Source organism: Streptomyces sp. NPDC001663 (genome assembly GCF_042893105.1).
Taxonomy (GTDB): domain Bacteria; phylum Actinomycetota; class Actinomycetes; order Streptomycetales; family Streptomycetaceae; genus Streptomyces.
In genome coordinates this window covers 181528-204783 of the sequence record NZ_JBIAUR010000019.1, presented here as the reverse complement: position 1 = coordinate 204783, position 23256 = coordinate 181528, and the positions used below count along the sequence as shown (strand labels likewise).

General features: G+C 72.0%; 24 protein-coding genes. 7 read left to right on the top strand and 17 right to left on the bottom strand.

The features are described from left to right. Position 1 precedes the first annotated feature (1 nt). From ACFY1L_RS45195 to ACFY1L_RS45170, 6 genes are all read right to left on the bottom strand, one after another. Positions 2-433, bottom strand: a complete 432-nt coding sequence (locus tag ACFY1L_RS45195) for a hypothetical protein (RefSeq protein ID WP_388839045.1) — start codon at positions 431-433, stop codon at positions 2-4. Positions 434-461: 28 nt separating this feature from the next. Further along, on the bottom strand, positions 462-1301 hold the full coding sequence (locus ACFY1L_RS45190; protein WP_388839042.1) for a DUF1206 domain-containing protein: 840 nt from the start codon (positions 1299-1301) through the stop codon (positions 462-464). 58 nt (positions 1302-1359) lie between these two features. After that, positions 1360-2226 carry an ANTAR domain-containing protein gene (locus ACFY1L_RS45185; protein ID WP_388839039.1) on the bottom strand — a complete coding sequence of 289 codons (867 nt, stop codon included), beginning with the start codon at positions 2224-2226 and terminating at the stop codon, positions 1360-1362. Beyond that, a complete protein-coding gene (locus tag ACFY1L_RS45180) occupies positions 2223-2459 on the bottom strand; it encodes a DUF5133 domain-containing protein (RefSeq protein WP_388839036.1) in 237 nt (78 codons plus the stop codon). Before ACFY1L_RS45180 ends, ACFY1L_RS45185 begins: the two co-directional genes overlap by 4 nt. A 28-nt stretch (positions 2460-2487) precedes the next feature. Then, positions 2488-3348 carry a SigB/SigF/SigG family RNA polymerase sigma factor gene (locus tag ACFY1L_RS45175; protein ID WP_388839032.1) on the bottom strand — a complete coding sequence of 287 codons (861 nt, stop codon included), beginning with the start codon at positions 3346-3348 and terminating at the stop codon, positions 2488-2490. 175 nt (positions 3349-3523) lie between these two features. Then, on the bottom strand, positions 3524-3967 hold the full coding sequence (locus ACFY1L_RS45170; protein WP_388839029.1) for an ATP-binding protein: 444 nt from the start codon (positions 3965-3967) through the stop codon (positions 3524-3526). Between the two features lie 260 nt (positions 3968-4227). Here ACFY1L_RS45170 and ACFY1L_RS45165 point away from each other — a divergent pair, with 260 nt between their 5' ends. The 3 genes from ACFY1L_RS45165 to ACFY1L_RS45155 all read left to right on the top strand — a co-directional run bounded on the left by ACFY1L_RS45165 (position 4228) and on the right by ACFY1L_RS45155 (position 6721). Next, entirely contained in the window at positions 4228-4449 is a 222-nt protein-coding gene (locus ACFY1L_RS45165; RefSeq protein WP_388839026.1) for a hypothetical protein, read from the top strand. 51 nt (positions 4450-4500) lie between these two features. Then, positions 4501-5988, top strand: coding sequence for an aminotransferase class I/II-fold pyridoxal phosphate-dependent enzyme (locus ACFY1L_RS45160; protein ID WP_388839023.1), 1488 nt, complete (start codon positions 4501-4503; stop codon positions 5986-5988). A gap of 277 nt (positions 5989-6265) precedes the next feature. Then, positions 6266-6721: a cyclic nucleotide-binding domain-containing protein gene (locus tag ACFY1L_RS45155; RefSeq protein ID WP_388839020.1), complete on the top strand. Its 456-nt coding sequence runs from the start codon at positions 6266-6268 to the stop codon at positions 6719-6721. A 4-nt stretch (positions 6722-6725) separates the two neighbouring features. Here ACFY1L_RS45155 and ACFY1L_RS45150 read toward each other — a convergent pair whose 3' ends face one another. Next, entirely contained in the window at positions 6726-8033 is a 1308-nt protein-coding gene (locus tag ACFY1L_RS45150; RefSeq protein ID WP_388839017.1) for an MFS transporter, read from the bottom strand. Positions 8034-8153: 120 nt separating this feature from the next. Further along, positions 8154-8768, bottom strand: a complete 615-nt coding sequence (locus tag ACFY1L_RS45145; protein WP_388839014.1) for a LysE/ArgO family amino acid transporter — start codon at positions 8766-8768, stop codon at positions 8154-8156. Between the two features lie 66 nt (positions 8769-8834). Between ACFY1L_RS45145 and ACFY1L_RS45140 the strand changes: the two genes are divergently transcribed. Next, complete coding sequence (locus tag ACFY1L_RS45140; RefSeq protein WP_388839012.1) at positions 8835-9746, top strand: LysR family transcriptional regulator ArgP; 912 nt, start codon at positions 8835-8837, stop codon at positions 9744-9746. Here the strand turns inward: ACFY1L_RS45140 and ACFY1L_RS45135 are convergent. Beyond that, positions 9728-10447, bottom strand: coding sequence for a TetR/AcrR family transcriptional regulator (locus tag ACFY1L_RS45135; RefSeq protein WP_388839009.1), 720 nt, complete (start codon positions 10445-10447; stop codon positions 9728-9730). The genes ACFY1L_RS45140 and ACFY1L_RS45135 overlap by 19 nt on opposite strands. A 125-nt stretch (positions 10448-10572) precedes the next feature. On the opposite strand from ACFY1L_RS45135, the gene ACFY1L_RS45130 reads away from it, so the two are divergent. Together ACFY1L_RS45130 and ACFY1L_RS45125 are read left to right on the top strand one after the other, a co-directional pair. Continuing rightward, positions 10573-11787, top strand: coding sequence for a saccharopine dehydrogenase family protein (locus tag ACFY1L_RS45130; RefSeq protein ID WP_388839006.1), 1215 nt, complete (start codon positions 10573-10575; stop codon positions 11785-11787). Positions 11788-11897: 110 nt separating this feature from the next. Beyond that, positions 11898-12152: a WhiB family transcriptional regulator gene (locus tag ACFY1L_RS45125; RefSeq protein ID WP_388839003.1), complete on the top strand. Its 255-nt coding sequence runs from the start codon at positions 11898-11900 to the stop codon at positions 12150-12152. 92 nt (positions 12153-12244) lie between these two features. Here the strand turns inward: ACFY1L_RS45125 and ACFY1L_RS45120 are convergent, their stop codons facing one another. Genes ACFY1L_RS45120 through ACFY1L_RS45105 form a run of 4 tightly spaced genes read right to left on the bottom strand, consistent with a single transcriptional unit; the run spans position 12245 to position 17013 of the window. After that, a complete protein-coding gene (locus ACFY1L_RS45120) occupies positions 12245-14068 on the bottom strand; it encodes a sensor histidine kinase (RefSeq protein ID WP_388839000.1) in 1824 nt (607 codons plus the stop codon). Continuing rightward, entirely contained in the window at positions 14065-14763 is a 699-nt protein-coding gene (locus tag ACFY1L_RS45115; protein WP_388838997.1) for a response regulator transcription factor, read from the bottom strand. Before ACFY1L_RS45115 ends, ACFY1L_RS45120 begins: the two co-directional genes overlap by 4 nt. A gap of 19 nt (positions 14764-14782) precedes the next feature. Then, positions 14783-15547, bottom strand: a complete 765-nt coding sequence (locus ACFY1L_RS45110; protein WP_388838994.1) for a L,D-transpeptidase family protein — start codon at positions 15545-15547, stop codon at positions 14783-14785. Positions 15548-15588: 41 nt separating this feature from the next. Continuing rightward, complete coding sequence (locus tag ACFY1L_RS45105; protein WP_388838991.1) at positions 15589-17013, bottom strand: M1 family metallopeptidase; 1425 nt, start codon at positions 17011-17013, stop codon at positions 15589-15591. A 153-nt stretch (positions 17014-17166) separates the two neighbouring features. Here ACFY1L_RS45105 and ACFY1L_RS45100 point away from each other — a divergent pair, with 153 nt between their 5' ends. Continuing rightward, entirely contained in the window at positions 17167-17526 is a 360-nt protein-coding gene (locus tag ACFY1L_RS45100; RefSeq protein ID WP_388838989.1) for a DUF488 domain-containing protein, read from the top strand. Here ACFY1L_RS45100 and ACFY1L_RS45095 read toward each other — a convergent pair. The 4 genes from ACFY1L_RS45095 to ACFY1L_RS45080 all read right to left on the bottom strand — a co-directional run bounded on the left by ACFY1L_RS45095 (position 17481) and on the right by ACFY1L_RS45080 (position 23250). Continuing rightward, a complete protein-coding gene (locus tag ACFY1L_RS45095) occupies positions 17481-19337 on the bottom strand; it encodes a GMC family oxidoreductase N-terminal domain-containing protein (RefSeq protein WP_388838986.1) in 1857 nt (618 codons plus the stop codon). The two genes, ACFY1L_RS45100 and ACFY1L_RS45095, sit on opposite strands and share 46 nt — an antisense overlap. Continuing rightward, positions 19334-20716, bottom strand: coding sequence for a hypothetical protein (locus ACFY1L_RS45090; RefSeq protein ID WP_388838983.1), 1383 nt, complete (start codon positions 20714-20716; stop codon positions 19334-19336). Before ACFY1L_RS45090 ends, ACFY1L_RS45095 begins: the two co-directional genes overlap by 4 nt. Next, positions 20713-21399 carry a FadR/GntR family transcriptional regulator gene (locus tag ACFY1L_RS45085; protein WP_388838980.1) on the bottom strand — a complete coding sequence of 229 codons (687 nt, stop codon included), beginning with the start codon at positions 21397-21399 and terminating at the stop codon, positions 20713-20715. Before ACFY1L_RS45085 ends, ACFY1L_RS45090 begins: the two co-directional genes overlap by 4 nt. Positions 21400-21579: 180 nt before the next feature. Beyond that, positions 21580-23250 carry an FAD-binding dehydrogenase gene (locus tag ACFY1L_RS45080; RefSeq protein WP_388838977.1) on the bottom strand — a complete coding sequence of 557 codons (1671 nt, stop codon included), beginning with the start codon at positions 23248-23250 and terminating at the stop codon, positions 21580-21582. Between the last annotated feature and the right edge of the window lie 6 nt (positions 23251-23256).

Below are 23256 nucleotides of genomic sequence, written 5' to 3'. Positions count from 1 at the left end.
CTCAGAAGTCGGTGGGCAGGTCGCTCACCTCGGCGATGCCGCGCAGCTCCTCGTTCTGCCGGTGGCGTTCCAGCAGGTAGTCGGCGATCTCGCCCAGCCGTGCCGGGTCGGCGGCGGTGTCCGCGTCGGTGATCACTCTGACCGGGCCGGTCTCCTCGAGGTCGATCTCGACGACCTCGTTGTCCAGCCGGCCCGTGACGGCTGCGGCGATGACCAGGGCGGCCTCGTCGCGGACCTCCTGGGACAGGCCTTCCGTACGGTCGCCGTCGAGCGCGAAGTCCAGCGCGGGCAGTCGCTGCTCCTCGAGCGCCCGCAGGACCGGTTCGACCACGCCGAGCAGCTGCCGGTAGTCCTCCGTGTCCATCCGGGTGCGCAGGAGACCGAGGTAGACGTCGACGGGCCTGTGTTCCGGGGGAAACTCGGATTCGCTCATCCGGTCCGTGTTCCCCGAGATCCGCTTCTCAGACCCGGCGCCAGCGGGCCAGGGCGAACGAGAACACCCCGAACAGCACCAGACCGGCCGCGATCAGGGCGAGCAGCCACGGCCCGAGCGGGGTGTGGGCGAAGGAACGCAGGGTGTCGTCCACTCCCTTGGCCTTGTCCGGCCGGTAGTCGACCGCGGCGCGGACGGCGAAGGTTCCCGCGGCCGCGAAGACGAGGCCACGAGCCGCGCCGCCGACCACTCCGGTGACGTCCGTCAGCCGCCGGGCCCACGGCGCCATCTCACCGAGCTTGACCTTGTCGCGGTAGTCGCGCCGCACGGCCCGGGCGCCGATCCACACGCCCGCCACGACGACACCGGCCCCGGCCGCGCCCACGAGCCACTGCCCGGCGGTCAGGTCCAGGACCCTGGCCGTGACGTCGCGGGACTGCTCGTCACTGGATCCGCCGCTGCCGCTGTGCGGGCCCGCCGCGAACGTCAGCACGGAGTAGGCGACGACGACGTAGAAAGCACAGCGGCCGGCTGCGAGCAGCCGTTTTCCGGCGCTGCGGCCGTCCGGGCCGACCGAGCCGAAGACGACCTCCGACAGCCGCCACACGGCCATGCCCGCCAGGCCGAGGCCGAGGGCCCACAGCAGGACGGCGCCGAACGGCTGCTTCGCGAGTTCCGCGAGGGCGCCGCCGCGGTCCGCCTGCCGGTCGCCGTCGCCGAAGGCGATCTGCAGGGCCAGGACCCCGACCAGCAGGTAGATGACACCGCGTGCGGTGAGACCCGCGCGGGCGGCGGCCTCGGTCACCGAGCCGCGCGCCACCCGCTCGGCCTCGAGCCGGCCGGTGCGCGCCGTGGCACTGGAGTTCACGTGGACCTCCTGGGATCCGGATGCCCCGGCTCGGACCGGGCACACCACGGCCTTCTCGTCATGACCTGCGCATCCGCGTGCCCCGCGTGCGGCGGCCCAGGGCGTGCAGGTGCTCAAGGGCGTCCAGGACCACCGTGCGGTCGTGCCAGGCGAGCCACCTGCCGCCGTCGGCGCCGACCACGTCGAGGTTCTTCAGCTGGGTCCTGGTCAGCCCGTCGAGGGTGCCCTCGAAATGGGCGGAGACCATGCCCACGCACAGGCCCGAGGTCGTCGTGAGCGGGACGCTGTGACAGGCCCGGCTGCCGGCCGCGAGGATCGCCGCCCGGGCGGACTCGGTGAAGACCGGGTCGGACTCCACGTCCCGGACGGTGACCTGGGTGACCTCCCGGGCGGCCAGCGCGCAGGAGGTGCCGTCCTCGCCGACGTATCCGAAGAAGTCGACGAAGTCGGCGCTCAGGCCGGTGTGCTTCTCGATGAGCAGTCCGCGCCTGGCCCGGTCGGCCACCTGGACGTTGCCCATGCCGGCGCCGACCACGGCGAGGGTCTGGCTCAGTACGGCGCCCAGGACGGCACCGCGGTTGCCGGGGTCGGGCCGGTGCTCGGGGTCGAAGCGCAGGGCGGGCTCCGGCTGGCGCACGCGCCGCGGGAACCACAGCCTTTCCCGCGGGTCCGGGCGCGGGGCGGTGGCCACGACGCCCGCGAGCGTCCGCAGCTTGACGTTGTACCGCTGCGAGGCCCGTTGCAGCAGCGCGAACGCGCTGTCCCCGTCAAGCAGCCCGTACCGCTCCTGCAGGATGCCCTGGGCCTGGGAGATCAGCGGATGGACGCGGGCCCGTGCGCGCAGGTCGCGCAACTCCGCCCGCAGCCGCGCCAGTTCGTCATGCTCCGGCGCCTCGTCCGCCGCTCCGTGTCCCGGCTCTGTCATGTAGCTCCGATCTCGTTCGTCTGTGCTCGGGAAGAGGGTGTGGTCGCGAGCAGCCGGTGGGCCGCCGCCAGGGCCCGCCGCACATCCCGCGTGCCGGTCGACACGCACAGGGTGTACGCCAGGTCCTGTGCCCTCGGGCTCGCCCAGCCCCCTCCCGTCTCCGCCTCTTCGGCCACCACCGCCTCGTACTCCTCGACGAGCCTGCGCAGAACGGCGGGATGAGGGATCAGCATCGGTCTCACTCCTCGTTCGCTCGGGGGCTCAGGCCGCGACCGCTCGCCGACGGTCACTGCGCCGGCTGTTCTGGCCCATGGCCTCGGCGCGCACCCGGGCGCAGCTGCGGCTGATGAGGCGGGAGACGTGCATCTGGGAGATGCCGAGTTGGTCGGCGATCCGGCTTTGTGTCATGTCCTCGAAGAAGCGCATGTAGAGGATGGTGCGCTCGCGTTCGGGCAGACGGCGCAGGCCTTCCTTGGCGGACTCGCGGTCGATCACGACGTCGTACGAGGAGTCCGGCGCGCCGAGGGTGTCCGCGAGGCGGTAGCCGTCGTCCTCGCCCGAAAGTTCGGCGTCCAGCGACAGGGTGCTGAAGCTCTCGAGGGCCTCGAGGCCGCTGTTCACTTCTTCCTCGGTGAGGCCGGTGTGGGCGGCGATGTCGGCCACGGAGGGTTCCGGGCTGCCCGGGGTCTGGGTCAGCTCGCGGCGGGCCACGCGCACCTTGTTGCGCAGTTCCTGGACCCGGCGGGGCACCCTCAGAGCCCACATACGGTCCCGGAAGTGCCGCTTGACCTCGCCGGTGATGGTGGGCACGGCATAACTCTCGAAGGCTCCCCGCTCGGGGTCGAACCGGTCGACCGCCTTGATCAGGCCCAGTGCCGCGACCTGGCGCAGGTCTTCCACGGCCTCGCCGCGGTCGCGGAACCGGCCGGCGATGCGGTGGGCCATGGGCAGCCAGGCGGCGACGAGTTCGTCGCGGATCGCGTCCCGCTCCGGGCCGTCGGCCAGGTGTGCGAGGCGGGCGAACCGGTCCGCCGTGTCGGGGGCGTCGTCGTGCTTGCGTGCGGTGGGTGCGGTCGGACGGTTCTCCGTGCCGGAACCGCTTGTCGACATGTCGATAAGCATGCGGAATCGCTCCTGAACAGTGGTTTCAGGGACTTACCGCGGGAAGGGTGCGCCCGGACCGACTGGAGGGCCGGGCAGCCATACCGCTCCCGCTGACGCGCCTCCGGTCCGAAGCACGAAATTCCATCTGCCCGGTCGCTGCGGGAACAAACTCCGTCGCAGCCGCGGAAGACATTCAGTCGAGGGCGACGACGGCGGTGATGCACTTGCCGCCGGCGGGCAGTTCGGACACGCGGACGTCGCGTGCCAGCCGGCACACGATGGGCCAGCCGTGTCCCCCGATCCGCTGCCGTCGCCGCAGGTCCAGGGGGTCCCGGGCGACGGGCAGCCGGTCACTGCGGTCGCTCACCGAGACGCGGACGCCCGCCGCGACCACCTCGACGCGGAAGTCGGTGACCCCGCCGCCGTGCAGGATCGCGTTGGTCGTGAGCTCGGAGGCGACGAGCAGGGCGTCGCCGAGCGCCTCCGGGTCGCAGTGCGTATGGGTGGCACGGCAGCGTTCGGTGACCGCCCACTCGACAGCCCTGCGCGCCTCGGCAGGTTTGCACGATCGTGGCTGCCCGGACCGCTCCACGCCATGCCGCTCGATGGCGGATGGGGTCCTGCGCTGGTCGCACATCACCTGGCTCCCTGATCGGTGAAGAGCCGGCTCCCGTGTGCGGGGGGAGGGAAGCCGGACCCGGCACACCCGCGGCCGCCGCATCCGGGCACACGCCTCACGGACACGGCCGTTCCCCCGCCCGTTCGCAGCGATTCCGCCTCGCGCTGCGCGAGCACCGCAGGTCTCTCCTACTCGGCTCACCTGCGGGAGCCCTGCCAAACCTCTTGTCCCGGACGGACCGGAGCCATCGGAAGACACAACATGGGTACGCGGATGCCATGACCGATGTCGTGGATTCGGACGAGCTGCTGCGGCGCATCCGGCGTGCGCGGGCCTGCGCGCAGCAGGAGAAGCGGGAGTGGCGGGCTCGGGGCGAGGGCCTGCGGGCGAGTGATCCGGAGGCGGCGCGCGAGGCCGCCGTGCGGACGCTGGCCTACGAGGCCGTCCTCAGGGTGCTGGACGAGATCCTGACCCCGGGCCGGGCCGCCGAACAGGGCTGACCGGTCTCACCGGCCGATTGACGGCGCCCGATGCCGGGAACCCGGGTGCGCATGGCAGCCGATCACAGCCGAGCACCCGTTCTGGAAGCCCTGGTCGAGTACCGCCGCCGCGGGAGGCTGGGGTTCACCCCGCCGGGTCACAAACAGGCCCGGGGCGCCGACCCGGCCGTACGGGAAGTGCTGGGTGATGCCGTCTTCCTCGGGGATGTGCTGGCGTCCGGCGGGCTGGACGACCGGCTCACCCGGGGGCGGGTGCTGGATCGTGCCGAGGAGCTGATGGCCGATGCCGTGCACGCGGAGCACACGTTCTTCACGACGTGCGGCAGTTCCCTGTCCGTCAAGGCGGCGATGCTGTCGGTCGCGGGGCCGCACGAGAAGCTGCTGATCGGGCGGGACGCGCACAAGTCGGTCGTGTCGGGTCTGATCCTGTCCGGCATCGAGCCGGTGTGGGTGGAGCCCCGGTGGGACGCCGAACGGCGCCTTGCGCATCCGCCGTCCGCGGAGCAGTTCGACCAGGCCTTCGACATCCATCCCGACGCCAAGGGCGCCCTGGTCACCAGCCCGACACCGTACGGCACCTGCGCCGGGCTGTCGGCGATCGCCAGGTTGTGCCACCGCCGCTCGGTGCCGCTGATCGTGGACGAGGCGTGGGGTGCGCATCTGCCGTTCCATGACGATCTGCCGTCCTGGGCGATGGACGCGGGCGCCGACATCTGCGTGACCAGCATCCACAAGATGGGCAGCGGCCTGGAGCAGGGTTCCGTCTTCCATCTGCAGGGCGGTCTTGTCCCGCCGCAGCTGCTGAAGATGCGCGCCGACCTGCTCGGCACCACCAGCCCGTCCGTCCTGCTGTACGCCGGGCTGGACGGCTGGCGCCGGCAGATGGCCCTGCACGGACACGAACTCATGGGCGCCGCCCTGGATCTCGCGGCCGAGGTCCGGGCGGCGATCGAGGAGATCGACGGCCTGCACGTCAACGACCGGGCCGACTTCTGCGGCGAGGGGCTCGCCGACGACCTCGATCCGCTGCCCGGTGTGATCGACGTCGAGGGCCTCGGGATCACGGGGTTCCAGGCCGCCGACTGGCTGCGGGAGCACCGGCACATGGACATGCATCTGACCGATCACCGCCGTATCGGCGCCCAGATCACCCATGCCGACGACCGGGAGACGACCGGTCAGCTGCTCACGGCGCTCAAGGCGCTCGCTCAGGCCGCGCCCGACCTGCCGCGCGCCCCGCGGGTGAATGTGCCGGAGCCGTCCGAACTCCGGCTCGCCCAGGCCCTGTTGCCGCGGGACGCCTTCTTCGGTGCCACCGAGGACGTGGCCCTCGCCGAGGCCGCCGGCCGTGTCACGGCGGAGATGATCACGCCGTACCCGCCCGGCATCCCGGCCGTCCTCCCGGGTGAGCGGCTCACCGAACCCGTGCTTCGGTATCTGCGCACGGGGCTGGACGCGGGCATGAACCTGCCGGACCCCACGGATCGGAAGCTGAAGACGATCAGGGTCGTGGCCGCCGGTGAAGACCTCGCGAAGTGAAACCGGTCACGTGCCCCGGTTAGGGGTACGCGAATCCCCCGTGGATGGTTTACGGTTCATCCATACGTGGTGACGGAGTGGACCGTACCGTCCTCCGGCACCACCGCTTACGGCCCTGGCTGGTCTCCCCCGTCCAGCCAGGGCTTTTTCATGTCTACTGAGCGTCTTCGGGTTTCTTGGCGGAAGTGTCGTCCGCCGAGGTGCCCGGGGCGTCCGCAGCGGCTGAAATGGGCGTAGGGAAAGCACCGGAACCGATCGCCGGCAGGAGCCCCTCGTCATGACCAAAGCGATAAAACTGCTGACCGCCCTTCCGCCGCCCCAGCGCCAGAGCCTGATGACGCTCGCGCGGGAGGTCTCCTTCGCGGAGGACACCCGGATCTTCGAGGCGGGCGGCCGGGCCGACCGCTTCTGGGTCATCCGCTCGGGGGCGGTCTCCCTGGACCAGCGGGTCAACTCGCTGCAGCGGGTGACCGTGGCGAGCCTCGGCGCGGGCGATCTGCTGGGCTGGTCCTGGTTGTTCCCGCCGCACGAGTGGGACTTCGGCGCGGAGGCCTTCAGCCCCGTGCGGGCCTACGAGTTCGACGCGGCGGCGGTGTTGCGGCTGTGCGAGGAGGACCCGGAGCTCGGGCTGGTGCTGGTGCGCAGTGTCGCCGAGATCCTCGCGCACCGGCTGGAGAAGACGCGGGGCAAGCTCATGGAGCAGTACGGAAGTCAGCGCCGCAGCTCCCTGTAGCGCGTCAGATGCGGTAGCGGCGCAGTGCCGGTACGGCGGCGGCCAGGCCCAGCATCACGGCGACGACCAGCAGGCCGCCGCCGGCGGTCGCCGCGCGCGGTCCGAAGGCGGAGCCCGCGGTGCCGTGCAGGACGTCGGCCAGGCGCGGGCCGCCCGCGACGACGACCGTGAAGACGCCCTGCATACGGCCGCGCATCTCGTCGGTTGCGGCGGACAGCAGGATCGCCCCGCGGAAGACCATGGAGACCATGTCGGCGAGCCCGGCCAGGGCCAGGAACGCCGCCGCGATCCACAGGTTGCCGCTCAGCCCGAAGCCGGTGATCGCGCCACCCCAGGCCACGACCGCGCCGATGACCATCCAGCCGTGCCGGCGCGCCCGGGAGAAGGTGCCCGAGAACAGTCCGCCGAGCACGGCGCCGATGGGGATCGCCGCGAACAGCAGGCCGAGCGCGAGCCCTTCGCCGTAGGAGCCGTAGGTCTCGGCGGCGAGCTGGGGGAACAGGGCGCGGGGCATGCCGAAGACCATCGCGATGATGTCGGCGAGGAAGGACAGCAGCAGCACCTTGTGCATGGAGATGTAGCGGAAGCCCTCGGCGATCTCACGCACGCCGGCACGTCGCGCGGACGTGCCCGCCAGGGGCGGCAGCGAGGGCAGCTGGTAGACCGCCCACACCGTCACGCACAGTGCGAGCGCGTCGATCAGGTACAGCTCGGGCAGGCCGATGACGGGGATGAGGGCGCCGGCGAGCAGCGGTCCGACGACCTGGCCGGTCTGCATGACGGTTGAGCCGAGGGCGTTGGCGGCGGGCAGCTGTCCCTCGGGGACGAGGCGGGCGATGGAGGCGTTGCGGGCGGGGGCGTTCAGGCCCCAGAACGCCTGCTGCATGGCGAGCAGCACCATCAGCGCGGCCACGGACTCGAGCCCGGTGAAGGCCTGCAGCCAGAACAGCAGCGAGGTGACGGCGATGCCGCTGTTGGTGATCAGGAGCAGCTTGCGGCGGTCCATGGTGTCGGCGATCGCACCGCCCCACAGCGCGAACACCATCAGCGGCAGCAGACCGGCGAGGCTCGCGGCGCCGACCCAGGCGGAGGAGCCGGTGATGTCGTAGATCTGCTTGGGCACGGCGACCGCGGTGAGCTGGCTGCCGACGGCCGTGACGATAGTGGAGGACCACAGGCGGCGGTAGGCCGGAATGCGCAGGGGGCGGGTGTCCATGGCCCAGCGGCGCCAGCCGCGCCGGGGCGGTTCGACCGCCACCGGGTCCGGGGCCTTCGGTGTCTGCGGTTCGGTGCTGCTCTCGCTGGTGTCCACGGGCGTCCTGGTTGCTCGATACATCTTTCGGGGCCAGGGTTCACTATCCCAGCACCGTCCGGGAGTTCGGGACGCGCAGTCTCAGGTTGTGGACTCCGGACCGTGGACTTCATGGACCATTCACGCCCTGGCGACGAGCATCCCGCCGAGGCCGATCATCGTCGCGGCGACCAGACCGTCCAGGACCCGCCAGGCCGTCGGCTTCGCCAGGAAGCGGCCGAGTGCGCGGGCGCCGAAGCCGAGCGCCGCGAACCAGCACAGGCTGGCGGCCGCGGCGCCGAGGCCGAAGGTCCAGCGCAGCGGGCCTCGGTCGGCGGCGATCGAGCCCAGCAGGAACACGGTGTCCAGGTAGACGTGCGGGTTGAGCCAGGTCATCGCGAGGCAGGTGAGCACCGCCCGCCGGCGCGATCCCGCCGCCTCCCCCTCCGCCCGCAGCGCGCCGCCCGGCTTCAGCACCCGGCGGGCGGCGAGGGCGCCGTAGCAGAGCAGGAAGGCGCCGCCGATCCAGCCCACTGCCTTCAGCGCGCCCGGCCAGGCCACCACCACGGCACCGACGCCGCCGACGCCGAGCGCGATGAGGAGGGCGTCGGACAGGGCGCAGATGCCGACGACGGCGAGGACCGCGTCGCGGCGGATCCCCTGGCGCAGGACGAAGGCGTTCTGGGCGCCGATGGCGACGATGAGCGAGAGGCCGGTGCCGAATCCTGCGGCCGCGGCGGTCAGTGCGGTGGACATGGCATCGACGCTACGGAGACGATCACTCCACGTACAGCTAAAGATTCTTACGTATCATTAGCACTCATGAAGACAGAGCTGACCGAGCTTCCGCTCGACCAGGTGCGGACGCTGCTCGCGGTGGTGGACGAGGGCACCTTCGACGCGGCGGCCGCGGCCCTGCATGTGACGCCGTCGGCGGTCAGCCAGCGGGTGAAGGCCCTGGAGCAGCGCACGGGACGGGTGCTGCTGATGCGCACCAAGCCGGTGCGACCCACCGAGTCGGGCGAGGTCGTCGTGCGGTTCGCCCGCCAGCTGGCCCGGCTGGAGCGCGATGCACGCGCCGAGCTCGGCATGAGCGGCGCCGGGGAGCCGACCAGGGTGTCGATCGCGGTGAACGCCGACTCCCTGGCCACCTGGTTCCTCACCGCCCTCACCCGGGCCCGGGAACAGGAACCGCGGCTGTGCTTCGAGTTGCGCCGCGAGGACGAGACCCGCACGGCGACGCTGCTGCGGGAGGGGCTGGTGATGGCCGCGGTGACCTCCTCGCCCGAGCCGGTGACCGGCTGTTCCGTCCGCGCGCTGGGCCGGATGCGCTATGTCCCGGTGGCGAACCCCGACTTCGCCCGGGAGCACCTCGGCGGTCCACTGCGGGACGTGCTCACCGAGGCGCCCGCGCTGGCCTTCGACCGCAGCGACGACCTGCAGGACGCGTTCGTACGACGGCTGCGGCGCGGCAAGGGCGGGGCGAGTCCGGTACGCCACTTCGTGCCCACGTCGGAGGGGTTCGTGGCGTCCGTGGCCGCCGGCCTGGGCTGGGGCGTGGTCCCGGAGGTGCAGGCCGAGCCGCTGCTGCGCGCGGGCCGCCTGGTCCACCTCGCACCGGAGCGGGCCCTGGACGTGCCCCTGTACTGGCAGCAGTGGAAGCTGGACTCGCCCGCGCTGGCGGTGGTGGCGGAGGCGGTGATGGACGTGGCGGGTCAGGCCCTGCGCTCCTGAGGAACCGCTGCCAGCTGCACGGCCACGCTGTCCAGCAGCATCTCCAGCGCCGTCGGATACGCACTGTTCACCATGCGGGCCGCCAGCAGGGGCGCCGCCTCGGCGATCCGCGGATGGGTGGTGCGGGGCAGGCGGGCGTACGTCGAGCGCCACATGTCCTCGTCCGCGTGCAGTGCGTCGCTCGGTAGCGCCAGGGAAGCGGCGTCGAGGGCGGCGAAGGCCAGGGTCTGGTCGATGAAGGCGTGGTAGATGCGGACCGTGTCCGGCAGCGGAAACCCGGCCGTGCGCAGGACGTCCAACACGGCTTCGTCGGCGGCCAGTTCGTTGGCCCGGCCGGTGACCCGGCTCGTGGTCAGCACCGCCGCCTGCGGGTGGGCGACGTAGGCGGCGTGGATGCGCAGCCCTACCGAGCGCAGATCCGCACGCCACTCCCCCGTCGGGCGCCAGCCGTCGAGGGCCTGGCCGATGAGCGCGTCACCGATGGCGAGGGTCAGGTCGTCCATGCCGCGGAAGTAGCGATAGAGCGTGCTCGGGTCGGCGTCCAGGGCGAGGCCCAGGCGGCGGGCGGTCAGGCCCGCACTGCCGTGTTCGCGCAGCATGCGCAGCGCCGTGTCGACGATCAGCCGCTCGGAGAGCACGGTGCCGCTCTTTGTGGGCCGGCGCCTGCGGCGCTTCTCCTCGGACACCACCGGTTTGGGCACGGCGGCCTCCCCTCCTTGCGTTCCTCGCTCTTATGCCAACGCCATTGACCTTATCCGGGGCGGCGGCGTTGTATCTCGACCAGGGGCCCCGCGTTCACAGACCTGCAGCCGAGGGAGTTCGTGTCATGCGTGTACTGCTCGTGGGTGCCGGCGGTGTCGGCACCGCCATCACCCGGATCGCCGCCCGGCGTGAGTTCTTCGACGCGATGGTGGTGGCCGACTACGACCTGTCGCGGGCCGAGGCCGCGGTCGCGGCGCTCGACGACGGCCGTTTCAGCGCCGAGCGAGTCGACGCGAGCGACGAGGAGGCGGTCGCGGAGCTGCTGCGCCGGCACGGGTGCGACGTGCTCCTCAACGCCACCGACCCGCGCTTCGTGATGCCGCTGTTCCGGGCCGCCCGCGCCGCCGAGGCCGGCTACCTCGACATGGCGATGTCGCTGTCGCACCCGCACGCCGAGCGGCCGTACGAGAAGTGCGGGGTCAAGCTCGGCGACGACCAGTTCGCGCAGGCAGAGGAGTGGGAGAAGGCGGGCGCGCTGGCGCTGGTCGGCATGGGAGTCGAGCCGGGTCTCTCCGACGTCTTCGCCCGCTTCGCCGCCGACGAACTCTTCGACGAGATCGAGGAGATCGGCGTCCGCGACGGCGCGAACCTGACCGTCGACGGCTATGGCTTCGCGCCGTCCTTCAGCATCTGGACCACGATCGAGGAGTGTCTCAACCCACCGGTCGTCTACGAGGCCGACCGCGGCTGGTACACCACCGAGCCGTTCAGCGAGCCGGAGGTGTTCGACTTCCCCGAGGGCATCGGTCCCGTCGAGTGCGTGAACGTGGAGCACGAGGAGGTGCTGCTCGTGCCGCGGTGGGTGGACGCGCGCCGGGTCACCTTCAAGTACGGCCTGGGCAGGGAGTTCATCGACACGCTCAGGACGCTGCACCTGCTGGGCCTGGACAGCACCACGCCGGTGACGGTGCCGAGCGCGGCCGGACCGGTCGCGGTCTCGCCCCGGGACGTCGTCGCCGCGTGTCTGCCGGACCCGGCGACGCTGGGCGAACGGATGCACGGCAAGACCTGTGCGGGGACGTGGGTGCGGGGCACGAAGGACGGGGCGCCGCGCGAGGTGTATCTGTACCACGTGGTCGACAACCAGTGGTCCATGGCGGAGTACGGCAGCCAGGCGGTGGTGTGGCAGACGGCCGTCAACCCGGTCGTGGCCCTCGAACTCCTCGCCACGGGTGCCTGGTCGGGCTCGGGTGTCCTCGGTCCGGAGGCCTTCCCGGCCCGTCCGTTCCTGGAACTTCTGACCGCGTACGGCTCTCCGTGGGGCATCCGCGAGCAATGAACACGGACTCTCCGCGACTTACTTCGTTTCACTCGCGCATCGACAGGTGACCCGAAAACGAGTAAGCCATTCGCGAGGGCACGTACGACTTCGATCGCAGGTGACTTTTGATGGACAACTGGCGAGACCAGGCCGCGTGCCGCTACGAGGATCCCGAGCTCTTCTTCCCGATCGGCACGTCCGGCCCCGCCTTGTTGCAGACAGAAAAGGCGAAGGCGGTGTGTGGACGGTGTCCGGTGCGGGAGCGGTGCCTGGAGTGGGCGCTGGGTCACGGAGAGATTCTGGGTGTGTGGGGCGGCACGGGCGAGACGGAACGGCGTGCGCTTCGCCGACGGCGGGCCAGGGCGGGGGCACGCCGCGGGTAGTGCAGCGATGGGTTGTCGGGCGTCTGCTGCGCCGTTGTGGCTTGTCGCGCCCACGCGGCGGAGCCGCGAATGTATACAGCCCTGCGCCCCTTTCAGGGCGTTGGAGTTCGCGGCAGCCTCAGGGTGAACTCGGCTCCCGCACCGGGGTCGCTTGTCGCATCCACCGTTCCGCCGTGCGCGGCGATCAAGTGGCGGACTATCGGTAGGCCCAGGCCGCTGCCTCCGGTGCGGCGGCTTCGGGACTTCTCGGCGCGCCAGAAGCGGTCGAACACGTGCGGGAGGTCTTCGGGGGCGATTCCCGTGCCGGTGTCGGTGACGGTGAAGACGACCTCGTCGCCGTCGCGGCGGGCCGTCAGGGTGACGGTGCCGTCGACGGGTGTGTGCCGTAGTGCGTTGGAGACCAGGTTCCCGAGCGCCTGCCGCATGCGTACCGGGTCGGCGTCCAGCCAGGGGCCGTCCTCGGTCTTCGTGTGTACGGCGACGCCGGCCGCGGCGGCGGCGACGCGGTGGGCGGCGGCGACCTGGTCCAGCAACTCGTCGGCGCGGACCGGCTCGCGGTGCAGGCGCAGGGTGCCCGCGTCGGCGGCCGCGAGGTCCTGGAGGTCGTCGATGACGCGCTGGAGCACCAGCGCCTCCTCGTGCAGGGATGCGAGCAGTGCGGGATCGGGGTCGACGACACCGTCCCGGGTGACCTCGAGCCAGCCGCGGATGTTGGTGAGCGGGCTGCGCAGTTCGTGTGCGATGTCGCTGACCATGGCCTTGCGCTGGGCCTCGATGCGTTCGCGGCGCTCGGTGAGGTCGTTGAAGGCCTCCGCGAGGATGCCGGTCTCGTCCCGTGTGGTCACCGGCACCCGCACATGCATGTCCGGCGGCTGCTGCGCCGCCTCGGTCAGCGCGCGCAGCGGCCTGACGAGCCTGGTGGCGACCACGGCGGTGACAGCGACGGTCACGGCGAGGACGAGACCGGCGGCACCGACGATCTTGGCCTTGTTGGCCGGGGACATGTCGAAGCGGGGCGGGGTGGTGGGGTCGTCCCCACCGAGGTACAGCTCGGCCACGGGGGCGACGTACGGGGCGAGTTGAGTGCGCAGGGCGTTGTCCGTGCAGGTCTGCGCGGCTTTCATCGCCTTCGTGTCGCCCATCTTGGCGTACTCGGCGATGGCGTACCGGCTCGCGGTGGCCTTGCCCGTGGGATCCAGCATGAGGTGCAGGGGTGAGCCGAGGTCCAGGTCGTGCTGCTGCAGGCAGGTGCGGGCGCCATCGGTCAGGTGGTCGAGTGCCTTCTTCTCGGTGCGGGTGGGTTCGCCGAGCAGTCCGTAACCGCAGTCCTGCGCCAGGTAGTCGGCGGTCGGGCTGCCGTCGGAATTGACGATCACGGGACGGCCGCTCGGGCTCTGCTCAACCTTGGTCTCGACGCCGAACCGGTGGTAGCACGTCTGTTGTTTGGCGGCGATCGCCTCCAGCCGGTCGCGCTCGTTCGCCGTGAGCCGGTAGGGGCCCACGGCACGGGGGTCGATCCCGCTGAGCTGGGCGCCGGACTCGGTGTAGGTGTCGGTGTGCAGGGGGTCGACGGTGGCGGCGGCGCCGAGGGGCAGGGACGTGCCCTTCGGCGCGGAGTCGGCGATGAGGGTGCGGTCGGCGGTGGTCAGGGCGATCCGCCGGCCCGTGCTCGCGGCGAGGGTGCGGACCGTGGCCTCGACTCCCTTCCATTCGGGGTGGGTTGCGGCGTAACCGCTGAGTCCCGCGAGGATCCGCATGTCGTCGGCGAGGTCCTGGCCCTGTTCCTCGCGCAGGGCTCGGGTGGTGGTCTCCACGGCCAGCCAGGCCGTCGCCGCGACGGAGCACACCGCGATGAGCACCGAGGCGATCAGCAGCCGCACCAGGAGCCGTTTGCGCAGCGGTATGCGGCGCTTCACGGGCGGGCACCGCTGAGTTTGTAGCCGACGCCGAACACGGTCAGCAGACGCACCGGGCGGCGCGGGTCGGCCTCGATCTTCCTGCGCAGGTTCATGATGTGGACGTCGATGGCCCGCTCGGTGGAGGCCCGGTCGAAGCCGCGGGTGCACTGCAGCAACTGCCGCCGGGTGAAGACCCGTTCGGGTTCGCCGGCCATGGCGAGCAGGATCTGGAACTCGGCGGGCGTGCACTCCACCGGCTCTCCGTCGCAGCGCACCTCGTGCCGTGCCGGGTCGACGGTGATGCCCGCGGCCCGTACGACGGAGTCCTCGCGTACGCCGACGGCACGGCCGCTGCGTCGCAGCACCGTCCGGATGCGGGCCATCAGTTCGCGTGGGCTGTACGGCTTGGTCATGTAGTCGTCGGCGCCCAGCTCCAGGCCGAGCAGGACGTCGTCCTCCTCGGAGCGGGCGGTGAGCATCAGCACCGGCAGGTCCTCGTCGCTGCCTCTCAGCACCCGGCAGACTCCGAAGCCGTCGACCACGGGCAGCATCAGGTCGAGGACGACCAGGTCGGGTCTGAGTTTGCGGGCGGCGTCCAGGGCGGCCGCGCCGTCGTGGACGACGGTGGCGGTGTGGCCCTCCGCCAGCAGGGAGCGGCGGATGAGTTCGGCCTGCATCTCGTCGTCCTCGGCGACCAGTACATGTGCGCACACGCGGCGGATCCCAATCGGCTCAGCGGGCGAGGGACTTGGCGTCCCCCATGACGACGACCGGCCGGCGGTCGGGGTCGAGCGCCCGCAGGAGGTTCTTCATGTTGGCCTCCGAGATGCTGACACAGCCGTGGGTGGGGCCGCCGTGGTCGACGTGGAACCATATGCCGCCGCCGCGGTTCGCGCCGAGGGGTCGCGTCCAGTCGAGGGGCGAAGTGCCGGGTTTCCGGTTGTAGTCGATGGCGATCACGTAGTCGAAGGAGCCCGCGAGCGGTTCGCCCTCGAAGCCGGTGCCGGGTGCGGTGAATCCGCCGGAGCGGTGGTACGGCAGCCGGGTGCCGGGGTCGCGCAGCAGGCCGCCGGCGTCGGTGAGGCCGTAGACGCCGATGGGTGAGCGCAGGTCGCCGCCCATGTGGTGGTCGGACCAGCCCTTGAGCGCGTTGTGCGCGGGCCAGCTCGCGCCGGCCTGCCAGCCGGTGGTCGTGCGTTCGTACAGGACGACCGTGGAGATCGGGGAGTTGCGGCCCCGGCCGGTGACGACGACGGCCTGGCGGGTGTCGGAGGGTACCTCGGCGAGCGTCTTGGGCCCCAGCCCGGGCAGTTGCTGCGGTGCGGACTCGACGGTCAGCTCGGGTGAAGGGGCGGGTATCGGTACGGCTGCCGGTGTGCTCGCCCCGGCCGTGGCGGCGCCGGACGGGTGGCCCGGCGACGCCATGGCCCCGCCGCCGCATGCGGTGAGGAGCAGCGGGGCGGCGAGCAGCACGGCACGGCGTCTGTGCGTGATCATGAGTCGACCTTGGCCCAGACTTGTGAGGAACTCGTCAGGATCTAGGGGTTGTTCGGCTTCCCGGCAGAGTACAGCCAGGTGGTGAACAGACCGTCGAGGTCCTTGCGGGACTCCTGTTCCGCGAGGTGGACGAACTGTTGGGTGGTGCCGTGGCCGCCTCGGTGTTCGGCCGCCCAGGCGCGCAGGATGCGGAAGAAGGTGCGGTCGCCGACGGCCGTGCGCAGGGCGTGCAGGGCCATGGCGCCGCGCTCGTAGACGGGACTGCCGAAGATGTTCTCGCCGCTGCCGGGGTCGCCGGGCGGGAACTCCCACAGGTCGTCGCTGGCCGGGCGGTCGTAGAGCTCGTCGAAGATCTCCTGTGCGGTGTCGCCGCCGTGCTGCTCCTCGTAGAGCCATTCGGCGTAGGTGGCGAAGCCCTCGTTGAGCCAGATGTCCTTCCAGGAGGTGAGCGAGACGGAGTCGCCGAACCACTGGTGGGCGTTCTCGTGGACGAGGGTGGACAGGTCGGGCGCCGAGTCGTACAGGGGCCGGGACTGGGTCTCCAGGGCGTATCCGACGTCCGGGGCACGGTCGACGATGGAGCCGGCGTTGCGGAACGGGTAGGGCCCGAAGAGCTTGCTCTCCCACTCCAGGACGGACGGCAGCTTCTTCAGTACGGACTCCGCGTCGGAGGCCTCGCGCGGGTCGACGGCGTTGTAGACCCGTATGCCGTCGCGGGTGGTGTACTGCTCGACCTCGAACTTCCCGACGGTCGCCGTGGCGAGATAGGCGGCCATGGGTTCGCGCTGGCGCCAGTGGAACGTGGTGTGGCCCTGTGCGGTGCGCTGCCCGACCAGGATGCCGTTGGAGACGGCGGTGCGTCCCTTGGGAACGGTGACGGTGATGTCGTACGAGGACTTGTCCTTGGGGTGGTTGTTCGCCGGGAACCAGGTCATGGCGCCCTGCGGCTCGCCGGCGACGAAGGCGCCGTCGTCGGTGGGGATCCATCCGTCGAGCGAGCCGTCGGGGTCGGTGACGGGCTTGGGGGTGCCGTTGTAGGCGACGGTGACGCGGAACTCCTCGCCCGGGAGCAGGGGCCGGCCCGGTGTGACGACGAGTTCCTGGCCGTGGCGGCGGAAGTCCGCGGCGGCGTGGTCGACGGTCAGGCCGGTGACCTTCAGTCCCTTGAAGTCGAGGTCGAAACGGGTGAGGAGCTGGGTGGCGCGGGCGGTGAGGACCGCGGTGCCGTCGAGGTGGCGGCTGTCCGGGTCGTAACGGAGGGTCAGGTCGTAGTGGTCGACGTGGTAGCCGCCGTTGCCGGCGAGCGGGAAGTAGGGGTCACCGGCACCGGACGCGCCGCCGCCGATCGCGGACGCGGGTCCGGCGGCGGCCAGCAGCGCCGCGAGGGCGACGGGAACGGTCACGATCAACGCCTCGCGGCGCAGCACGGTCGCGGGTCTGACGGCCTGTCGGCGGGATGGCCTCACATGCGCTCCTGGGGGGTGGACTGATGATCATTCGCATTCAGGCTATGGGCCGTCCCGGCGGGCTACATCCCCAAAAAGGGTCAAGTCACACAGCGTCACCTGGCGCACTCCGCTTAGGCTCGACACCACCCGCCACCGGAGAAGGGCCCGACCGTGAGCGTTCGCATCCGTCGCGTCTACGAACCCCCCGAGCCGGACGACGGCGTGCGCGTCCTGGTCGACCGGCTGTGGCCGCGCGGCCTGTCCAAGGACGCGGCGCACGTGGACGAGTGGCCCAAGGCGCTCACGCCGTCGACCGAGCTGCGCCGCTGGTATCACGCGGGCGAGGGGTCGTACGAGGAGTTCGCTGGCCGTTACGAGGCGGAACTGGACGCCCCGGAGGCGGCCGAACTCCTCGACCATGTGCGGGAGTTGGCCGCCAAGGGCCCGGTGACGCTGCTGACCTCCGCCAAGTCTCCCGAGCAGAGTCACGCCGCCGTGCTGTTGCGCCTGCTGGAGTCGGGTGCGAGGTAGGCCTCGGTGACGGCCAGGGCGGCCGCCATGATGCTCAGTTGGGGGTTCACCTCCGGGCAGCTCGGCAGGACCGAGGCGTCGGCGACAAGGACGCCGTGGACGCCGCGCAGTCGGCCCTCGGGGTCGGCCGGTGCCCGGTCCGGGTCGCCGCCCGCGGCGACCGTGCCGGCCGGATGGAAGGCCGACAGGTGCAGGTCGCGCGGGGTGATCCCGGCGAGCAGCGCGTCGAGTTCGGCGAGGCTACGGGCGCGCGGCGCGCGGGGGACGCCGGTGAGGACCTCGTGGGCCCCGGCGGCGAACAGGACCTGGGCCATGGCCCGTACGGCCGTCATCAGGCGCCCGCCGTCCCGGGGGTCCAGGGTGTAGCGGACGAGGGTGCGGTCGCGGCCCAGGACGCGGCCCGCCGGACGGTCGGCGATCATGGCGCCCAGGATCGCGAGCCGGTCCGCGCCCTCCAACTCGCGGCGCAGGGAGCGGCCCAGGCCCGGGAGGACGAAGCTGCTCATGCCGGGCGGGCTCGCGGTGGCCTCGATGAGGATGCCCCGGTCGTGCAGTTCCTCGATGCCGGCGCTCTGCAGGACGCCCTGCCAGGAGGTGACCGGCTCGGTGAAGCGGCCGGCGACGCTGGTGGCGGGGTGCACGCTGAGGTTGTGGCCCAGGCGCGGATGCCGGCCCAGTCCGGAGCGGCGCAGCAGTGGCGGTGTCTGCAGGGCGCCCGCGGCCGTGACGACCAGGGGGCTGAGGATCTCCAGCTCACTGCCGTCGACCCGCCGCACCAGGACACCCGCCGCGCGGGGCGGTCCCGGTCGGTCACGGTCGAGCAGGATCCGCTGAGCACGGGCCCCGGTGACGATGCGCGCACCATGGGCGCACGCGTCGGGCAGCACGGACAGCTGCACGCTCTGTTTGGCGCCGGTGGGGCAGCCCACCACGCACTGGCAGGAGCCGCGGCAGCCCGGTGCGTTGCGCCGCAGCGGTCCGGCCCGCCAGCCGAGCCGCTCGGCGCCGGCCAGCGCGAGCAGGCCGTTGGCGCCGAGGACGTCGAGGGGCTGGGTGGCGACGTGGAGGGTGCGTTCGATCTCGTCCAGGCGGGCCGGGAGGTCGTCGGCCAGGTGGAAGCCGAAGCTGCTGCTCCAGCGGTCAAGGACGTGGTCCGGAGTGCGGTAGCAGGTGCCGGAGTTGACGACGGTGGTGCCGCCGACGGCCCGGCCGACCGGCAGCAGCAGGGGCGGGTCGCCCAGGGCCGCGGTCGCTCCGCCGTCCCGGTACAGGTCCGTGAAGCGGTCCAGCGGTGTGCGGCGGCCGAAGGAGGCGGTGGTGTGGTACTCGCCCTCCTCCAGTACGACGACGTCGAGCCCGGCGCGCGCAAGGGTGCGGGCGGCCACCGCCCCGCCGGCTCCGGAACCCACGACGACCGCGTCGGCCGTGCTGCGGGCGGGCCACTCCTCGGCCGGCGTGCAGTCCAGGGGCGGGTCTTCGGGTACAACTGGCGTCCTCGGAAGGGGAGTTCGCTCGGTGGCCGCGGCGAGCAGCACCGGAACCTTGAGGAGATCGAGCGCAGGTACGAGTCCGGGACGCGCGGCCAGCGAGTCGAGCACCGTCTCGCGCTCGTCCGGGGTGAGGGCGGCCAGGCGATGCCCGCTGTGCAGGACCGCGTATGCGTCCACGGCGGTGGCGGCGGCACGCACACCGGCCCGCACGGGTCCGGGCAGGGCGGACAGGAACGTGTCCAGCCTGCCGGGCACGCGCGCGAGCCAGGCCTCGTCCCCGGTGTCGGCGAGCAGTGCGGCGACCAGCCCCTCCCCCGTCACCGGTCCCCCACCTCGGCGTGTGCGGTGCCCTCCAGCGTCCACGAGGCTTCGGTGCGCCAGTGGCCCCACCAGCGCTCGAGCAGGATCGTCGCGTCGGCGCTCTCGCTGTTGCTGCACACCGCGGGTGCGCCGTCCGGGTCTCGGTAGTCCAACGCGAGGGTGCGGTCGGCGGGTTGGGTGACCTGGACGCGGATGCGACGCAGCAGCGTGCGGCCGGTCACCGTCCACTCGGGCAGTCCGATCCGGGCGCGGAACCGTCCGACGCCGAGCAGGCCCACCGCGGAGCGTTCCGCCCGGCGCGGCCAGTCGCGACCGCGGTGACGCAGGCGCAGGAAGACCAGCGGCGGCAGCCTGCGCAGCCCGGGGCGCGTCGACACCGCCGCGATCAACTCCAGTACGCCGCCGTCGCCGAGGTCCGCGTGGAGCCAGGCCCAGCGCCGGGCGTTGCCGTGGCCGTGGATACGGGCGGAGGCTCCGGGGGCGGCGCGCAGGGTGAGGGTGCGTTCCCCGTCGGAGAAGGTGCCGTCGTACGTGGCCCTGGCCGCCGGGAGCATGTGGGCGGCGGGCAGCAGGGCGCGCTTCCAGGACCAGCGGGGGAAGGTGAACAGGGGCTCGGCCAGGGGCTGTTCGGTGAGGTCCCAGCGGAAGTCGCCGGCGCTGCCGGTCAACCGGCCCTGCGTGGCGGTGACTTCGCCGGCGGCGAATCCGTCGGCCGGGCTGCTCCACGGACTCGGTCCGAAGCGGCTGTGGCGGACCTTTCCCTCGGGCGGGAACGAGGCCGCCCAGCCGTGGGCGGTCGGTGCGGATCCGTCGGTGGGGGCGACCAGTTCATGGTGCAGCCAGATGCCGGTGCCGGTTTCCAGGTCGGTCAGGGTGGTGTACCAGACCTCGGTGCGGCCGGGGCTGCCGTCCCAGCGCGGCGCCAGGTACTGCGCGGAGTCCTCCCGCCGGGGGAAGCGGAAGCTGAGGAGGAAGGGTGCCAGCGCGGTCGCGAGGGGGAAACGGAGGGTGCCCCGGCCGACCCGCCTGCCGTCCTCGTACAGCGTGAACGGCAGGACGGTCATCGACTTCACCGGGCGGCGCGGGGTCACCGACTTCCAGCCGTCCAGCGCGAGCGCGCGGCCGTCAGCGGTGAACGACAACCGGTAGCGAATACGGCGCCGGGCCAGGGGCGAGATCTCCAACTCGCCCGTGGCGTCCGGGTCGTCGCCCAGTCCGCCGATGCGGACCCGGCCGCCGATCCGGGCTCGGGTGGTGCGGTGCGGCCGCAGTACCTCGTCGGCCTCGGCCCTCAGGTCCAGACGGATCCGGCGCAGGGGGTGCCCGGAGTCGAGCCGGACCGTGCCGAGCATGGTCTCCGTGAACACGGTGCCCCTCATGCGAGCCCCTCCAGCATGATCCGCTCGGTGTCGCGCAGATAGCTGTCCGCGGCGGCGTGTGCCCGTCCGGTGTCCGCGGACGTCACCGCTTCGACCACCGGGGCGAGGCGCCGGTGCGCGGCTTCGGGGTCGGTGAAGGGTCCGCGCAGGGCGGCGCGGACGGGGAGATAGGCGTTGAAGAGCGTGTTGGTGAGCAGGACGTAGACCCGGTTGCCGGTCGCCCGGGCAAGCGCGCGGTGCACCTCGACGTCGGCCAGCTGCACCGCGTCCGCACCGTCCGCCTCGCGTACGGCGTCCAACAGCGCACGCAGTTCGGCGTGTTGCGCGCGGGTGGCCCGCGCCGCCGCCCGCTCGGCTATCAACGCGCCGACGGACCGCCGTACTTCGAAGATCTCGTGGATCCATTTCGCGTCGTGCCGCACGAGCATCGGCAGCAGGTCCGCGCCGCCCAGCCGGATGAAGTCGCGCACCTTGGTGCCGACGCCGTGCCGGGTCTCCAGGAGGCCCGCCTGGACGAGACGTCCGAAGGCGTGCTTGAGGGTGGTGCGGGTGACGCCGTATCCGTCGGCGAGGCTGCGCTCGGGCGGCAGATAGCTGCCCGCCGGATGCCGTCCGGCCAGGATGTCCTCGCGCAGCCTGGCCTCCAGGACGTCCACGATCGTCTCGCGGGGCAGTGCCTCCACGGATTCCTCCTCGACACGGTGGGGTTCAGTGGCTGAGTGGCTCATCCACTGAACCAGTGCACGGGTCCGAGGGGCAACCCCCTTGCAGGGGTGCGTTGTTGCAGAGGGGCGCTTTGCCGGGAATGCCCGCGGGGGCGCCCGGCTGTGTGCTCCGGCCGCCCCCGCGGGCAGGTGAACGTGTCAGGCGGTCTGCTTGGCCGCCGCCCGCCCGGCCGCCCGTCCCGAGAAGAGGCAGCCGCCGAGGAAGGTGCCCTCCAGGGCGTTGTAGCCGTGGACGCCGCCGCCGCCGAAACCGGCGACCTCCCCGGCCGCGTAGAGCCCGTCGATCGGGTTGCCGTCGGCGCCGATGGCGCGCGAGTCGAGGTCGGTCTGGATGCCGCCGAGGGTCTTGCGGGTGAGGACGTGCAGCTTGACGCCGATCAGCGGGCCGGCCGCCGGGTCGAGGATGCGGTGCGGGCCGGCGACACGGCCGAGGCGGTCGCCGATGTAGCGGCGGGCGTTGCGGATGCCCTGGACCTGGGAGTCCTTGCTGTACGGGTTGGCGATCTGCAGGTCGCGGGCCTCGATCTGGCGGCGCACTTCGGCCGCGTCGAGCAGCGGCTTGTCCGTCAACTCGTTCATCTTCGCGACGAGTTGCTCCAGCGTCGGCGCGGTCACGAAGTCGGCGCCCTTGCGCAGGAAGGCGTCCACCGGGCCCGGGGCGCCCTTGCCGAGGCGGTTCTTCAGGACGGCGGCCTTGTCCTTGGCGGTGATGTCGGGGTTCTGCTCGGAGCCCGAGAGCGCGAACTCCTTCTCGATGATCTTCTGGGTGAGGATGAACCAGGAGTGGTCGTATCCGGCGATGTCCTCGGTGGTGCGCAGGTGCTTGAGGGTGCTCAGGGTGTCGTAGCCCGGCAGGCAGGGGTCCGGGAGGCGGCGGCCGAGCGCGTCGAACCAGAGGGAGGACGGGCCGGGCAGGATGCGGATGCCGTGGCCGGGCCAGATCGGGTCCCAGTTCTGCAGGCCCTCGGTGTAGTGCCACATGCGGTCGCGGTTGACCAGGCGTACGCCCGCCTCGGCGCTGATGTCGAGCATGCGGCCGTCGACGTAGGCGGGCACGCCGGTGACCATTTCGGCGGGCGGGGTACCCAGCCGTTCGGGCCAGTAGCGGCGGACGATGTCGTGGTTGGCGCCGATGCCGCCGGTGGTGACGATGACGGCCTGGGCGGTCAGTTCGAACTCGCCGACGTGGTCGCGGTTGGAGGCCACGCCCCGGGCCGAGTTGTCCTCGGCGAGGACCGTGCCGCGCACCCCGCGCGCGGCGCCCTCCTCGATGACGAGTTCGTCGACCTGGTGCCGGTGGTAGAAGGTCAGCAGCCCGTCCCGCGCGGCCTTCTTGGCGTGGTCGACGAAGGGTTCCACCACACCGGTGCCGGTCCCCCACGTCACGTGGAAGCGGGGCACGGAGTTGCCGTGGCCGTCGGCGCGCAGGTCACCGCGCTCGGCCCAGCCGACCGTCGGCAGCAGCTTGATGCCGTGCCCGTCCAGCCAGGACCGCTTCTCCCCCGCCGCCCACTCGACGTACGCGCGCGCCCAGCGCACCGCCCAGGAGTCCTCGTCGTCCGTCCGGTCGAACTGCGCGCTGCCCTGCCAGTCGCTCCAGGCCAGGTCGAAGGAGTCCTTGATGCCGAGGCGGCGCTGTTCCGGGGAGTCGACGAGGAAGAGCCCGCCGAAGGACCAGAACGCCTGCCCTCCGAGGTTGGCGGCGTTCTCCTGGTCGACCAGGGCGACCCGCCTTCCCCTGCTGGTGAGTTCGTGCGCGGCGACCAGGCCCGCTAGGCCCGCTCCGACGACGATGACGTCCGCATCCATGGCGAC